The 14,630-nt window shown below is 53.7% G+C and carries 14 protein-coding genes; all 14 read left to right on the top strand.

What is annotated here, in order from left to right; genetic code table 11:
* The first annotated feature begins 203 nt into the window (after positions 1 to 203).
* The 14 genes from G5B42_RS11080 (at position 204) to G5B42_RS11020 (ending at position 14,586) form a co-directional block, all read left to right on the top strand.
* Complete coding sequence (locus tag G5B42_RS11080) at positions 204 to 1,157, top strand: transketolase family protein (protein ID WP_181340536.1); 954 nt, start codon at positions 204 to 206, stop codon at positions 1,155 to 1,157.
* A complete protein-coding gene (rpiB, locus tag G5B42_RS11075) occupies positions 1,154 to 1,606 on the top strand; it encodes a ribose 5-phosphate isomerase B (RefSeq protein WP_181340535.1) in 453 nt (150 codons plus the stop codon). The genes G5B42_RS11080 and rpiB overlap by 4 nt, the downstream gene beginning before the upstream one ends.
* Before the next feature lie 27 nt (positions 1,607 to 1,633).
* Positions 1,634 to 2,608, top strand: coding sequence for a PHP domain-containing protein (locus G5B42_RS11070; protein ID WP_231133536.1), 975 nt, complete (start codon positions 1,634 to 1,636; stop codon positions 2,606 to 2,608).
* Positions 2,609 to 2,835: 227 nt separating this feature from the next.
* Positions 2,836 to 3,672 carry a transketolase gene (locus G5B42_RS11065; protein WP_181340534.1) on the top strand — a complete coding sequence of 279 codons (837 nt, stop codon included), beginning with the start codon at positions 2,836 to 2,838 and terminating at the stop codon, positions 3,670 to 3,672.
* Between the two features lie 21 nt (positions 3,673 to 3,693).
* On the top strand, positions 3,694 to 4,878 hold the full coding sequence (locus G5B42_RS11060; RefSeq protein WP_181340533.1) for a transaldolase family protein: 1,185 nt from the start codon (positions 3,694 to 3,696) through the stop codon (positions 4,876 to 4,878).
* 157 nt (positions 4,879 to 5,035) lie between these two features.
* Positions 5,036 to 5,953 carry a class II fructose-bisphosphate aldolase gene (locus G5B42_RS11055; RefSeq protein WP_331274118.1) on the top strand — a complete coding sequence of 306 codons (918 nt, stop codon included), beginning with the start codon at positions 5,036 to 5,038 and terminating at the stop codon, positions 5,951 to 5,953.
* Positions 5,954 to 6,123: 170 nt separating this feature from the next.
* Entirely contained in the window at positions 6,124 to 7,245 is a 1,122-nt protein-coding gene (locus tag G5B42_RS11050) for a hypothetical protein (protein WP_181340532.1), read from the top strand.
* 108 nt (positions 7,246 to 7,353) lie between these two features.
* The gene (locus tag G5B42_RS11045) at positions 7,354 to 8,472 is read left to right on the top strand and encodes a class III extradiol ring-cleavage dioxygenase family protein (RefSeq protein WP_231133535.1); all 1,119 of its coding nucleotides are present in this window, start codon (positions 7,354 to 7,356) and stop codon (positions 8,470 to 8,472) included.
* Entirely contained in the window at positions 8,456 to 8,653 is a 198-nt protein-coding gene (locus tag G5B42_RS12015) for an AMMECR1 domain-containing protein (protein WP_331274117.1), read from the top strand. Before G5B42_RS11045 ends, G5B42_RS12015 begins: the two co-directional genes overlap by 17 nt.
* A 41-nt stretch (positions 8,654 to 8,694) precedes the next feature.
* On the top strand, positions 8,695 to 9,690 hold the full coding sequence (gene amrS, locus G5B42_RS11040) for an AmmeMemoRadiSam system radical SAM enzyme (RefSeq protein WP_181340531.1): 996 nt from the start codon (positions 8,695 to 8,697) through the stop codon (positions 9,688 to 9,690).
* Complete coding sequence (locus tag G5B42_RS11035) at positions 9,687 to 10,190, top strand: cob(I)yrinic acid a,c-diamide adenosyltransferase (RefSeq protein WP_181340530.1); 504 nt, start codon at positions 9,687 to 9,689, stop codon at positions 10,188 to 10,190. The genes amrS and G5B42_RS11035 overlap by 4 nt, the downstream gene beginning before the upstream one ends.
* Before the next feature lie 134 nt (positions 10,191 to 10,324).
* Positions 10,325 to 10,912: a YjbH domain-containing protein gene (locus tag G5B42_RS11030; protein ID WP_231133531.1), complete on the top strand. Its 588-nt coding sequence runs from the start codon at positions 10,325 to 10,327 to the stop codon at positions 10,910 to 10,912.
* A gap of 286 nt (positions 10,913 to 11,198) precedes the next feature.
* The gene (locus G5B42_RS11025; protein WP_181340528.1) at positions 11,199 to 12,218 is read left to right on the top strand and encodes a LacI family DNA-binding transcriptional regulator; all 1,020 of its coding nucleotides are present in this window, start codon (positions 11,199 to 11,201) and stop codon (positions 12,216 to 12,218) included.
* A 307-nt stretch (positions 12,219 to 12,525) separates the two neighbouring features.
* The gene (locus G5B42_RS11020; protein WP_181340527.1) at positions 12,526 to 14,586 is read left to right on the top strand and encodes an alpha-amylase family glycosyl hydrolase; all 2,061 of its coding nucleotides are present in this window, start codon (positions 12,526 to 12,528) and stop codon (positions 14,584 to 14,586) included.
* Positions 14,587 to 14,630 lie beyond the last annotated feature (44 nt).

The raw sequence follows: 14,630 nt of genomic DNA, 5'->3' as shown, positions 1-14,630 counted from the left end.
CGAGCAAGGAGAAGGGTGAGAAGTATTTTGCCCGGGCCGGTCAAGCCTTGGCCAACTTCCTCGAGGAAGTCAAGAAGTTCAACATCGTGGTACCGGACGAAAAACGGAAGTTCGCCAACAGAGCTTAAACCAGTCCGGATAATGAATAGGGAGAGCTGCCAATTGGTGCAGCTCTCCCGCTCTCACAGGAGGGGGGTACGCCGATGGCGATCGATCTAAGCAGTAATCTTTCGATGAGAAAAGCCTTTAGCGAAGCGATTACCGAGTTTGGCTTAAAGGATGAACGGGTCTTTTCGGTGGCCGCCGATTCGGAGTCCCGGTTTGGCGCTTTCCGGAAAGAAGCCGCTGACCGGGCCATTAATGTCGGGATTGCGGAACAAAACGCAATGAGTATCGCGGCCGGTTTGGCTTTTTGCGGTAAAGTTCCCTTTGTTTCAACTTATGCCACCTTTTTGACGATGCGGGCCTGCGAGCAAATCCGGACCGATATTGCTTTTGCCAACTTAAATGTGCGTATTGTCGGGACGAACGCCGGTTTCAGCTCCGATTGGCTGGGGATGACCCACCAAGCCTTGGAAGATGTGGCTTTGATGCGGTCAATTCCCAACATGACCGTGTTGGTCCCGGCGGATGGTGCTTCCACTTACCGGTTGGTTGAGGCCTTGATTAATTATGAAGGGCCGGCTTATTTACGGATCCGGGGGACAGCCAGTGAACCCCATGTCCACTGTGACGAGCCGATCGTGATTGGCAAGGCCCGGCAGATTAGAGCAGGAAATGACCTGACGATCATTGCCTATGGCCGGCTGGTGTATGAAGCGATGCTGGCGGCCGACCGGTTGGCGCAGGAAGGCATTAAAGCGCGGGTTTTGGATATGCACACGGTAAAACCCCTTGATGAAGAAGCGGTACTGAAGGCCGCGGCTGAAACGAAACGGATTCTCACCGTGGAGGAACACAATGTAATTGGCGGTTTGGGAAGCGCGGTGGCTGAAGTGACCAGTACGCATTGTCCGGTGACAGTATGGCGCATGGGGGTTCAAGACCGTTATGGTATTCCCGGTACCGAAGAGGATCTCTTCGCCTTTTTTGGGTTGACTTCCGAGCACATTGTTGCTGAAGCTAAAAAGCTTTTAGAAACGGAGGAGTCAAAATGAGAATAGCAATCGGTTGCGATGAGAACGGATACGAAATGAAAGAAGCAATCAAGGCCCACTTGGAGCAGCGCGGCGTGGAGTACGAGGATATGGGCTGCGGTGCAGGGGAAACGGTCTTGTACCCGGAGATTGCCCGCCGGGTCGCCGTCAGCATTATGGAAGGGAAATTTGACCGGGGTATCCTTATCTGCGGGACCGGCTTGGGGATGGCGATCGTGGCCAACAAGATCCCTGGTGTGCGGGCGGCAACCTGTCATGATGTTTATTCGGCCGAACGGGCACGTAAAAGCAATAACGCCCAGATTATTACCTTTGGCGCGCAAGTCATCGGGAATGTCCTGGCCACGAAATTAGTGGATGTGTGGTTGGATTCCGAGTTTGCCGGCGGCCGTTCTAAACCGAAAGTCGATCTGATCGACGAAATTGACCGTGAGTTTCGCAAGCACTGACGGGTCAAGAAAAAAGGAGGGGTTGTTTTGACGAAAAGCGGACGACCAGTTAGGTACGAATGTGATCTGCATTGCCACACCAATCGTTCCGACGGAAACAACACTCCAATGGAATTAATTGACCGGGCTGCGAGTTTGGGGATGAAGGCCATCGCCATTACCGATCATGATATTGTCCCGCCGGAGACGGTAACGGTGAACGGCCAGACGGTTGATATCTGTTCCTATGCCAAGCAGAAAGGCTTAGTTCTGCTGCGGGGCTATGAATTTTCGACCGACACTTATGTGAACGATGTCCATATTCTCGGCTATGAGCTGGACTGGTCAAATCCGGCGGTACAGGCGGAGATGGAACGGGCCCGCCTTAGTAAGAGCGAGGCCTACCGCAAACTCTGTGTGATTCTGACCAGAAAAGGGATGCCCATCGACTATGATGAGGAGATCTTGCGTTATCGGGACGCGCACGGCGTGATCCGCGAACGGGATCCGGAAGAGGTGCAAAGAAAGTTTATCTTTGAGAAGATGGCCGAGAAAGGTTATGCCGAAAGCTGGGGCGCCGCCAAGATCATGGTTCAGAACGACCCGGAGCTTGATGTCCGGCGCGAGAAAATCGATCCAATCCGCGCTATCGAGTTAATCCACGAGTGTGGAGGACTGGCTTTCTTGGCCCACCCCTATCTGATCGATGAAGTGGTTGAAGCACCGGGCTTAGGCCGAATGACCAGGTTTGAGTATATTGAGCGTTTAATCGAGCACGGGCTGGACGGGATTGAGGCGCGGTATACCTACAATAAAACCAGCTATAAAGGGCAAAATACGGTGGAAGAAATCGAACAGGAGATTAAGGCCAGATATGGAAACCGGCTCTATATTTCCGGCGGGTCGGACTACCATGGCAGTAAACCGGGGACGGTCGATCCGCGGGAGATTGGGGAAGCCGGAATCAGTTACGAAGAATTTTGCCGGATTTTCACACCCCTTTTGCAAAAAGGGGCCAGCTAAACTAGGGATTATCGGGCTAAACGCTGGAAACTGGAAAACTACTCGTGACCTACGGGTTTTGAGTCTGACTGGAAACTCCGCCAGGATTGATCGTTCACAAGATGAAATACTGATATTTGAAGAAGCAGATTTGCTGCTGATAATGGGGTAGTCGATGAACCGGAGTTTCCAGCAGTTTTCAATATTTCGCCGTTGATTTTGAACCGACACAAACGGGAGGGTTGCCAATGTTGGCTGCGGAAGAATTGAATCGCCTGCAGGCGGAAGCAGCTGAGGTTCGGAAAGAAGCGATCAAGATGGCCACCAGGGCGGGAACCGGTCATCTGGGCCCGGCTTTGGGGATAACCGATGTGATGTGGGTCTTGTACTCCCGCCACATGAAATATGACCCGAAGAATCCTTCCTGGCCGGACCGGGACCGTTTGATTTTAAGTAAAGGCCATAGTTGCTTGGCCTTATATGCAGTGTTGGCCAAGAAAGGTTTTTTCGATGAGGAGCTGTTGAAGACTTACTGTCGCCAGTTGAATACGAAACTCGGTGGTCATCCCGAACGGGAACTCCCGGGAGTGGAGGCAAATACGGGCTCGCTGGGTCATGGTTTCAATATCGGGATCGGGATGGCGCTGGCGGCCAAGGCCGACCGGAAGAATTATAAAGTATATACCATTTTGGGAGATGGTGAGACCCAGGAAGGCTCCATCTGGGAAGGGGCCATGTCGGCGGCCCATTTCGGGTTGGACAACCTGGTTGCGATCGTCGATCGGAACAATTTGCAAGTCAGCAACTTTGTGGACAAAGTGATGAACATCGAACCGTTGGCGGAGAAATGGGCCAGTTTCGGTTGGGGTGTACGCGAGATTGACGGCCATGACTATCAACAGATTCACGAAGCGCTGAGTGCCGTACCGTTTATTCCCGGCAAACCCTCGGTGATCATCGCGAAAACAGTAAAGGGCAAAGGCTTGCCGATTGCCGAAAACAAAGTGGAGTGGCACCATAAAGTTCCAACACGGGAAGAGTACCAGGAGATGGATAAACTACTCGGTTTAGGTAGTTTAGAATAAAAAGATGAGGAGGAATGATCAATGTCTTTTGACAAAAGCCCTCTCGAGCGATTACAGGCGATCAGCGATGATTTTGAGGTTTGGTGGGATGCTTCGCCCCTGGTTTATTCGGCCTGGAAAGAGAAGTTTTTAAGTGAACTTCCGGCGGAGAAAAGAGAGAAGTTTGCCGGGTGGCTGGAGAAGCTCTACAATGAGAAAAAACCGGAAGATTCCGTGATCCGCGGCGTAACCACCAACCCCCGTCTCACCCGGGAAACGCTGGACTGGATTCCGGAGACCTGCAAACCTTGGATTAAGGAGATTAAAGAGAAACATCCCGGGGCTTCCCTCGAGGAACAGGCTTGGATGACCTACACCAAGATCACGGCCGAGGGCGTGAAGAAATACATGCCCATTTTCGAGCATTCCAACTACAAATACGGCTATGTGAGCGCTCAGGTTGATCCCAGGTTGATTACGGATACCCGTGAAATGTTGCGACAGGGGATTGGCCTTAAGGCCTTGTCGCCCAATATTATGGTAAAATCACCCGCCACCAAACAAGGCGTCTACAACATTATGCTCCTGACGGCGCTGGGGATCTCGACCAACGCAACCGTGTGCTTTACGGTACCCCAAATCTTGGCGGTGGCCGAAGCGGTACGGGTTGGAAAAGAGATCGGCCAGGCCAATGGGGTTGACTATACCCAATGGCGTTCGGTGATCACCATGATGCTGGGCCGCTTCGAAGAAGCAAAAGAGTTTAAAGAACAAGCCGCGGCGGTTGGGGTTGACTTGGACGATTTGGCCGTTCGCCACTGGGCTGGCTTAGCCGTCTGCAAAAAAGCCCTCAAGATCCTTGCCCAGAAAGGTTATGAAAGCAAACTGCTGCTTTGTTCGGCCCGGCCCGGTCCGACGGTCGACAACAAAGTCAAAGTTTGGCATATCGAGAAGATGGCCGGCGAACCCATCGTCTATACGATGAATCCGGATATGATCGCCGATTTCCTGAAGTTGTATGAAAATGAGCCGTTGGAGAGCCATAAAGGCGAGGATATTCCGGATGACATTTTGGCCCAGTTGATTAAGGTTCCTTACTTCCGGCAAGGTTACTATGCCTATGGTCTCTCGGCCGACGAATTTGTGAACTACCCGCCCGCTGTCACGACGGCAAAAGGCTTTGCCGGTGATATGCGCCTGTTGGAAGAGTTTGTGGAAAAGGTCTGAGCGACCGTAACAACCGGTTTAACCAATCTTTTCGCAACCTTTATCCTAAAAGCAAGCTGTTCTGATCTTCCGAGATGATAAAGCTTATTGCGTTGTCCTTCGCGACAACGCAATAAGCCCGACCCGCAAAGCGATGAGTAGGATAAGGAAGTGATCGATGATGTCTTTAGTAACCACCAAGGGTATGTTGTTGGATGCCCGGAAGAGAGGTTACGCGGTCGGTGCTTTTAACGCCAATAATCTGGAGATGGCGCAGGGTATTGTCATGGCGGCGGAGAAGGAAAACGCACCGGTCATTGTCCAGGTCAGTCAAGGCGGGGCCGAACATGGCGGCCTTGAAGAGATGGCGGCGATTATCCGGAGTTTGGCCGCCAAGGCGTCCGTACCGGTGGCTTTGCACTTGGACCACGGTGTCGACTTTGTTTACAACATCCGTTGCCTCCGGGCCGGCTTCACCTCTTTGATGTATGACGGTTCTAAGTTGGAGTTCGCCGAGAACGTGCGGATTACCCGGGAAGTGGTGAAAGCGGCCCATGCTGTTGGGGTCCCGGTTGAAGCGGAGTTGGGGCGCGTGCCGAAGGATCCGACCGGAATTACGCTGGAAGATTTGAAAGAATACATGACAAAGCCCGAGGAAGCGGTGGCTTTTGTTGAACAGACCAATGTGGATTCCTTGGCGATCGCCGTGGGAAATATGCATAAGATGAAGATCAAAGAGGCCAAGATTGACATTGAACGCATCAAAGCCATCCGTGAACGGGTCGCCGTGCCTCTGGTCTTGCATGGCGCGTCCGGGGTTCCCGATGAAGCCGTGGTCGCCGCGATTCAGGCTGGGATCTGCAAGATTAATGTCCATACCCAACTAAACAAGAGTTTTACCGAGGGGATTCATGAGGTATTTAATGCGGATCCGAAAACCGTCGATGTCCGCAAATACCTGGGGAAAGCCCGGGAAGCCCTCATGGAAGAGGTGCGCGCCAAGATCCGGCTCTTCGGAGCCAGCGGCAAAGCCCCCGGTGTGCCCGAGGTTCCCGTGGAACCGGAAGCTTATATCCAACAAGATATTGTGGAGTAAACCAAACAAAAACCGACCCTTATTGACTAAAAGGGCGCTCCTCGAGAAAACCCGCCAAATGGCGGGTTTTCTAATTTATTGGGGACTGGCGGACAGGAACCAAGAAGGAAGCAACAGGAAAATATAGAAGATAATTGTAAACATGGCGCGGTGAAAGCGGGGGTGGGATTTTGAACCGGAGGACCACTGTTTTTCGGATGGTTGTCGTATTAACGGTCTTTGTTTTGCCGTTGCCCATTAGTGGCGAATGGCGCGCGGACCCGCTGAGCATAAAGTTAAAGTGGGCGGAGGAGGAAACGCAGGTCCTGTTGGGTGGCGGCTGGGGTTATTATGCACCGGCTTTCCGTTGGACCAATGACTTGCGGTGGCGCAATAATGCTTCCCCGACCCAACCCGTGTATTATAAGACAAAGTGGCAACGGAGGATCGGCGGTGACTGGTGGTGGAGTCTGGCCGGGCGTTATGCGGTGGCCCCGACCTGTGATTTTCGTTGGGCGGAGGCCGCCCTGGAAAAATCATTGGCGCGCCCGTGGGCTTTTCGGGTTTGGGGCGCGGGTGAATGGCGGCGGGTGAACAGCAGTGGTACCCTGGAGGACTATGACTGGCAGTTGATCGGTTTCCGCTTGCGGTGGCGGCCATTTACGCCCATTGCGTGGACAGGTGAACTGACCCGCGAAGAAAAAAACTATCCCTCGCCCGGGAAATCATCGGTCAAAACCGCCCTGAGTAATGAAGTGACTTTCCGCTTTGCCCCCCATACTTTGTACGGCCGTTGGGCGGAGAGTGTCCGGGTTTATCCGGAGGACGCCTGGAAAAACTATTACCACCGCTCGTTGCGCCTGGAGTGGAACTGGGATATTAGCAATAATGCTTATTTTGAAGGGAACTGTGGTTATAATCAACAAAGCCAAGGCAGCGGGAAAACCAGCGGCGAACTGCAGATCACCGGGATTTTGGATTACCCTTCCACCCGGGAGTACAAGCTTAGCTGGCTTTGGTCCGCGGCCAAAACGGTAGCTGCGGAAATTCCGTTGACGGAAGAAGAAGAGGAGGAGTTGCCGGCCGCCGGTTGGCGGTTTGGCCTGCGGTGGCAGGATTTAACCCCGCCTTATACCTTACGGGTGGAGTTGTTTGGCCAGTGGCAGGAAGGCGAACTAACCGGCGGGTGGGCTGCCCGCCTCCAAGGACATCATGGGCGGTTCCGTTGGACCTTGGGGTTGGCCCCCCGGGGAGGATTCTACCCGTCGGCAGAGAAAGGATATTGGGTGGAGGTTAAGTATTATCTCGATTAGGGGGGAGCTTCGTGTTAGTCTACGGCGCTTTGGTTCCGCACCCACCGATAATTTTGGCCGCGATCGGGGGGGGAAGAGACGAAGAAGGCGCACAAAACCGTTCAAGCCATGGAGCGTCTGGCCGAGCGGCTGGCGGCGCTGAAGCTGGATACGGTTGTGATCTTTTCACCGCATGGTCCGGTATTTCAGGACGGACTGGCGATCCGGGGCGGAACGCGGTTAAAGGGCGACCTGGCCCGTTTTGGTTACTTCCGGAAGTGGGAATGGGAGGTTGACCAGGAACTGGCCGCCGCGATCAGCCGCGAAATTAAAAAGGAGAAGATCCCCTGTCTACAACTGACGGCCGAGGATCTTGCCGGTTACGGACTAGGGGCGGAGCTGGACCATGGCGTGCTGGTTCCCCTTTCCTTTTTGGCCGATGATTCGGTTAAACTGGTGGCCACCGGGATGACCCTCCTTCCCTGGTTGGAACAGTACCAACTGGGGGTGGCCATTGGGCGGGCCGTGCACAAGTCACCACGGCGGATTGGGGTGATCGCCAGCGGCGATCTTTCCCACTGTTTAAAACCGGGGGCACCGGCCCCCTATGACCCGCGGGGGAAAGAGTTCGATGAGACGCTGATGGCTTTGTTACAGGCCAAAAACCGGGCCGCCATCTTTGACCTTGATCCGGTTCTGGTGGAGAAGGCGGCCGAATGCGGCTTTCGCACCCTCCTGATGTTACTGGGCGTTTTTGACGGCTGGCAAGCGGAGATCGAGGTGTTAAGCTACGAAGGACCCTTCGGAGTCGGTTATGGCGTGGTCAGCTTCGCGCCGCGAGGGGAGGACGAGAGCAAATCCAGTCTGCTTACGGTTCTCCGCCACCGGCGGGAAGAGGCGCTCCGAAACCGCCGGGCCGCCGAATCACCCTTTGTCCGTGTCGCCCGCCAAACAGTGGAGAACTACCTTTTGGGGACCGAAACCGCCATTGTTCCGGGGGACTTGCCACCGGAAGCGCAGGAGCCGGCGGGGGCTTTTGTTTCGATCAAAAAACACGGACAGCTCCGGGGGTGTATCGGGACCGTTTTCCCGACCCAGCCGACGTTCCTAGAGGAGATCAGGCATAATGCTATCTCCGCCGCACTGCACGATCCCAGGTTTGAACCGGTTCAGGCGGAGGAACTCCCCGACCTGGTCTATTCGGTGGACCGGATTCTCCCCCCCCGAGCCGGTGGCGGGGCCGGCTGACCTGGACCCGCAAAAGTACGGGGTGATTGTGCGCAGCGGGCGAAAAACCGGTCTGCTCTTGCCCAATCTGGAAGGGGTGGAAACCGTCGAAGAGCAGTTGGCCATTGCAAAACGGAAAGCCGGAATCGGTCCGCACGAACCGGTGGAACTGGAGCGGTTTGAAGTGGTCAGATACTATTGAACGAACTTGGCTACGGAAGACGCCGGGGAGGGAGTGGTCTGATGCCGGAAAAAGAAGCTGCTTATTACCAAGCATTACCCGACGGGCTGGTCCTTTGCACCCTTTGTCCCCAGGCCTGCCGTCTCTACGAAGGGGAGAGCGGCCGTTGCCGGGGCCGGGTCGCCCGCGGAAAAAAGCTGTATACGGTGAATTACGGCCGGGTTTCCGCGGTCGCCCTGGACCCGGTGGAGAAAAAGCCGCTCTATCATTTTTACCCGGGAAGCTTAGTCTTGTCGGTCGGAACGGTCGGTTGCAACCTGCATTGTCAATTCTGTCAAAACTGGCGGATTGCCCACGACGAAGCGGCCACGGAGCAGGTCTCTCCGGAGCAGCTCGTTGCCCTGGCGGTGGAGGCGAGGGAGCAAGGCAACATCGGCCTGGCTTACACCTACTCGGAACCGTTGGTCTGGTTTGAGTATATTTTGGCGACGGCCCGGCTGGCGCGGGAACAGGGGTTGAAAAATGTGCTGGTGACCAACGGCTACCTTAACCCCGCACCGCTAAAGGAGTTGCTCCCGTATTTGGATGCGGTCAACCTTGACTTGAAAGGGCCGGACGCTTTTTACCAAAAATTATGTGGAGGCCGGCTCACGCCGGTGCGGAAAACCGCCGAACAGTTGGCCGGCCGGGTCCACCTGGAAGTGACCAATCTTTTAATTCCGGGAGAGAATGATCACCAGGACGCGATCGAGGATTTGGTTGTTTTTTTGGCCGGTTTGGACCGGAAGATCCCCCTCCATTTTTCCCGGTATTATCCCCAGTACCGCTTGAAAATCCCGCCGACCCCGCTCGCCACTCTCGAGCAGGCCTACCGGCTGGCCCGGGAAAAACTGGACTATGTCTACCTCGGCAATGTGGCTGATCCCAAGTATAGTACAACCTATTGCCCCCGGTGCGGGGCGGTCCTGGTGGAACGGCTGTTTTACGGGGTAAAGCTTGATGGCGTTAAAAACGGGCACTGCGCCGCGTGTGGAGAAGAGGTTGATTTAATCCAATGATCCAAGTTTATACCGGTGATGGTAAAGGAAAGACGACGGCCGCCATTGGTTTGGCGGTCCGGGCCCACGGCCACGGCCTCCGGGTTGCCGTTTTTCAGTTTTTGAAGACCGACCGGGAGAACGGTGAAGCCCGGGTCCTCAGGCAGCTCGGGATTCTTTGCCGCCAATACGGCTCCGGCCGCTGGTTGTTTAACCGGGAGCCGGACCAGGAAGAACTGGCGTTGGCGGCCCAGGGCCTGGCCGATGCCGAGTGGGCGGTTACCGCCGGCTACCAAGTCGTGATCCTGGATGAGATCAGCCATGCGGTGAATCTGGGTTTGCTGCCGGAGGAAAAAGTCCGTGCACTGGCGGCGAACATACCGGCCGGTGTCGAGTTGATTTTGACCGGGCGGGAGATGCCGGAAACTTTGCGAAAAATGGCCGATTTGGTCACCGAGATGCAAGCGGTGAAGCACCCGTATACTCAAGGGATCGGTGCCCGGCGGGGGATTGAGTATTAGTTTTTTGGCAAGCATTACCGGCAGGAAAATGCGGAGGATAGCATAATATAGAATTGAATATTACATCTGACAGAAAAGGAGAAAAAAGTATATTGACAGCAATGAAAAGAGGGAAATTTTCTTTTGTTTGCTTAATGGTTCTGGTTTTTCTGTTGGGAAGCGGGCAAAGCGTAGCGGCGAAGGGGCTCTTTGGCGGTTCCGATTTCATCAATACACCAACCAACCGGGTATTATCTTCGGGGACGTATACCATTGGCGCCTATGTTGGTGAAGAAAAGTGGGGCCGGATTCAGGTAGACTTTGGTCTGGTGACCGATTTCGAGGTAGGGGCGGCCATTGATATGAGCCGGCATGATAACGAAGTTTCCGCCCGCTTTAAATACCGGCTCATTCCCGAGACGAAAAACAGTTTTGGCTTGGCGTTAGGTATTCAAGATATCGGGAAGGAAATTTTCTCCCCTTATGTGGTGATCGGCCATGTCATCTCCCCGTACGACCTCCGTTGGAACTTCGGTTTGGGGGGTGGACAGCTTGGCGGGATTTTCTTCGGGCTGAGCAAAGTTATTAACCCTAAGGAGTTTCCGCAGGTCACACTGATCGGCGAATACGACGCCTACGATCTGAATTTGGGCGCGAAAATCCTGTTGAATAAAAATTTCCACTTGGATGTGGCCGTAATTGACATGGACCAGTTTGTGGTTGGTATAACCATAACCCCTTAGGACTACATAGATCAAGTTGATTATGATGCGGAGCCCTGGCAAGGATCGGCACCCCAAAGGATCGACCGAGAACCTATTATTTGGTGGAGCCCTCAAGGCAGGGCTTTTTTATTTTGGTTGCTCTTCCCCGGTGAAAATCGTTATTCTTTACTTTATTAGGTGTTAGGCGCAGCCAAGCAATACCACCGCCGTTAAGCTGAGACTTTAGAGATATTAAAGGTTGATTCTCATGGTAAAAAATGCTACTCTATAATAAATAATAAACGATTGCATAAGGATGATCGTGTTGCGGGTAACAATCAATGATATTGCGAAAAAAGCCCAGGTTTCTCCTTCAACGGTTTCCCGGGTGATCGCCGACAGTCCCTTAATTAGCGCGGCGACCAAAGAAAAAGTCCTCAAGATCATAAAGGAGATGAACTACCACCCGAACATCATCGCCCGTTCGCTGGTGAACCGTTCATCCCGGATTATCGGCGTCGTGATGCCCGGGATGGCCGAACAATCCTTCCAACACCCCTTTTTCCCCGAGTTGTTGGCGGGGATTGCTTCGATGGCCAATAAGGAAGGATACAAGATTTTACTGGCCAATGTGGCCACCCTTGACGAAGAAAGGGAAATGGTTAAGGAGTTAACCTTCGGGAGTATTACCGCCGGACTGATCCTTTTGACCTCCAGAGACCAGAATCCCACCGTGGACCAGTTGGTGGAGGTTGGTTTCCCTTTTGTGGTGATTGGCCGGACGGAAAACCCCTATGTGAACTGGGTTGATAATGACAACTTTTTAATCGGTTATCAATTGGTGGAGCATTTTCTGGACCAAGGTCACCGGAGAGTTGCCTTTCTCGGTTATTCTCCCGGTGTTACGGTCACCAGAGACCGGTTGCATGGTTACAAAAAAGCCCTGGTCGATCACGGCATCCCTTTCTGCGAGGAATTGGTGGTCGAGAGTGAATTTATCTCCGCCAACGGTTACGATTTGATGAAACGCCTCCTCGCACTGCGGGAAAGGCCGACCGCGGTCATTGCCTGCGATGATTTGTTGGCTTTCGGGGCGATTAAAGCAATCCATGAAGCCGGTCTGAAGGTGCCGGTGGATATTGCCGTGGCCGGCATTAACAATGTGCCTTTGGCCGAGTTCTATAACCCGCCCCTTACTTCCGTAAAGATTAACGCTTTTACTTTGGGAAAGAAAGCCTTTGAGATGCTGCAGACGGTGCTGACGAGCGACGTGCGGAGTTACAACCGGGCCATTATCCCCGCCGAATTGGTCGTGCGCAGTTCCAGTCTGGCTACGAAAGAGTAAGCGGGAAACGTAACCCTTTTCAACACTAGTGAAGAGCGGCCGACTGTCGAGCAGTGGCGCTGTTTGCTTGTAGATATTTCCGAAGTGAACCCCGGCGAAGACGCCGGGGTAATTAATTTTGTCGGGATGATCCTGGTTTATCTGGTCGCGGCCATGGGGGTTTGATGGGAAACGGTGGGGGATCTTTTCCGCGGCTGGGCCCACAGATTTCAAAAACGACAGTGGAGGAATGAAAACCGGAAGCCGGGTGAGGCTATCAACAGGGAAGGTATTTTTGAAGAAAAAAGCCCATGATAATGGAGGACCGATGGATACTTTATGGCAAATCATAAAATTCCTGCGCGCTAAGGCGGAAAAGGGAAAGGGTGAACGCGACTACTTCATCCCGGAAGCCTGGAACTATTTCGGGTATACCGCCTTCGAAACAGACCCGGCGCGCCCCGGCGATATCCGGGTTTGTCCTTATCATTTTTTCGTTACGTGTTTGGAAAGGCAAATTTTCGCCGGGGGAGCGGGGGAGGCGGCCGGACCGGTTGGGAAAGAAGGTTCCGGCCTCATGGGGAACGGAGAAGCAATTTATGCGATGCTGCCCCGTACCTTTACCGCTTGGTACCATGACCGGAGCGGCCGACTTTATCCCGGTACCTTTCTGAAATCAATGGCCTTGTTGCCGTTCCTCAAAGAACTAGGGGTGGGTATTATTTATCTGCTTCCGGTCTTCGCCACCGGCACGAAATATGCCAAAGGAGAAATGGGGAGCCCATACGCCATTAAAAATCATTACCGCCTGGCCCCCAAGTTACATGATCCCCTTTTGTCCGGGGAGATTGGGATCGAGGACGAATTTAAAGCCTTTATCGAAGCTTGCCACCGATTAGGCCTGAAGGTTATAGTGGACTTTGTCTTCCGGACCGTCGCTCGGGATCATGACTTAATCATTGACCACCCGGACTGGTTTTACTGGATCCAATTGTCTAAGGAGGATGGTTTTTCCCTGCCGCCGGTGGAAAAAGTCCCCCCGCTGACCTACCCGCAGGGAAAAGCTCTCCGCCGACTGTACTGTGGTCTGGTGACCCGGTCTTACCTGCAGAGATTTACTTGCCCGCCGTCAGTACTGGCGCCCGGGCTTTGGGTGGAAGTGAAGACCCGGCAACGGCAGACGGGAGAGAATATTTTGACGTTGATTGAGGAAGCCTTCGGGATCACTACGGTTCCCGGTTTTTCCAACATGCTCAATGATCCCCAGCCCCCCTGGGTTGATGTGACCTACCTGAAGCTTTACTACGATCTCCACCGGGAAGCCCGGATCTGCCTGGGTAAACCGGGACCCGGCCCCGATCCGGCTTTCCATGGTTATGCCCCTTTTATTTTGCAGGACGGGGCTTGTGCCAACAGATACCGGGGGGAACAACCCAACCGGGAACTCTGGGCGTACCTGGTCGACATCATCCCTTATTACCAGCGGGTTTACGGGATCGATGGCGCCCGGATCGATATGGGGCACGCTCTCCCGCCGGAATTGCTCCGTACTTTGCTGGAAAAGGTGAAGGCGGCCAACCCCGCTTTTCTCTTGTGGTCGGAAGAGTTTCACCCCCGGAACGCTGCCAACTGGAAACAACATGGCTTTCATTTAATCACAGGCGATTTGTGGGCCCTCTACAAACATTGGACAGAGGCAGGCTTCATGGCGAAAGTAATCAGGCATACGCTGGAATCGGCCTTGCCGGTAACAGCGGCCCTGGAAACACCGGATACCCCGCGCCTGGCCTATTACTACCGGGATAAACGGCCGATTGAAATCCTGACGCTCCTGAACTATCTGTTGCCCAATTCCATTCCTTTCCTCAATAACGGACTGGAGTTACTGGAACGGCAGCCGATGAATCTGGGTCTGGACAATACGGAAGCAGGACGGTTTGTGCTCGAACCGGACGACCCAATGTACGGCAAACTTGCCTTTTTTGACAATTACTGTTTACATTGGCGGAACAATGATTTTGCATGGATGAGCGGCTTATTGCGCAAAGCTAACAACATCCGGACCCGGTTTTTCAGCGTGATCCAAAATCCCCGGAATTTTTTGCGCTCTTATTCCCGGCAAAGACGGAAAAATTTGCTTTGCCTGGGGTATTATTCATCCCAGGAAAAAAGGGGTTTGGTTTTCCTGGCCAATAAGAATCTTCAAGAAGCGACCGAGTTCCGGTGGCGAAAGGTGTTACCCCCGCCTTTACGGTCCAACTGGGAACTCCGGCTGCTTTACCCGGCGGAAAAACAAAGGGCGTGGCAGTGGCCGTTGCCGGAAAAAGGGAAATTGGCGCCGGGGGAAGTCATTATTTTGGGGACCGGAGACGGAGCAGAGGAGGCCTAATGATGGTAAAAAAACAGAGCGCTCTCCCCACCGTGGCGTATTTT

The organism is Capillibacterium thermochitinicola (assembly GCF_013664685.1).
GTDB lineage: Bacteria > Bacillota > UBA4882 > UBA10575 > UBA10575 > Capillibacterium > Capillibacterium thermochitinicola.
The sequence above is the reverse complement of the archived record's forward strand: the minus strand, read 5'-3'. Positions and strand labels throughout refer to the sequence as shown.

Bases quoted from the DNA above. Each gene is read 5' to 3' on its own strand.
- G5B42_RS11060 (WP_181340533.1), top strand. From the start codon at position 3,694: ATGTCTTTTGACAAAAGCCCTCTCGAGCGATTACAGGCGATCAGCGAT.
- G5B42_RS11045 (WP_231133535.1), top strand. From the start codon at position 7,354: ATGGAGCGTCTGGCCGAGCGGCTGGCGGCGCTGAAGCTGGATACGGTT.
- G5B42_RS11020 (WP_181340527.1), top strand. From the start codon at position 12,526: ATGGATACTTTATGGCAAATCATAAAATTCCTGCGCGCTAAGGCGGAA.
- G5B42_RS11065 (WP_181340534.1), top strand. From the start codon at position 2,836: ATGTTGGCTGCGGAAGAATTGAATCGCCTGCAGGCGGAAGCAGCTGAG.
- G5B42_RS11080 (WP_181340536.1), top strand. From the start codon at position 204: ATGGCGATCGATCTAAGCAGTAATCTTTCGATGAGAAAAGCCTTTAGC.
- G5B42_RS11055 (WP_331274118.1), top strand. From the start codon at position 5,036: ATGATGTCTTTAGTAACCACCAAGGGTATGTTGTTGGATGCCCGGAAG.
- rpiB (WP_181340535.1), top strand. From the start codon at position 1,154: ATGAGAATAGCAATCGGTTGCGATGAGAACGGATACGAAATGAAAGAA.
- G5B42_RS11035 (WP_181340530.1), top strand. From the start codon at position 9,687: ATGATCCAAGTTTATACCGGTGATGGTAAAGGAAAGACGACGGCCGCC.
- amrS (WP_181340531.1), top strand. From the start codon at position 8,695: ATGCCGGAAAAAGAAGCTGCTTATTACCAAGCATTACCCGACGGGCTG.
- G5B42_RS11030 (WP_231133531.1), top strand. From the start codon at position 10,325: ATGGTTCTGGTTTTTCTGTTGGGAAGCGGGCAAAGCGTAGCGGCGAAG.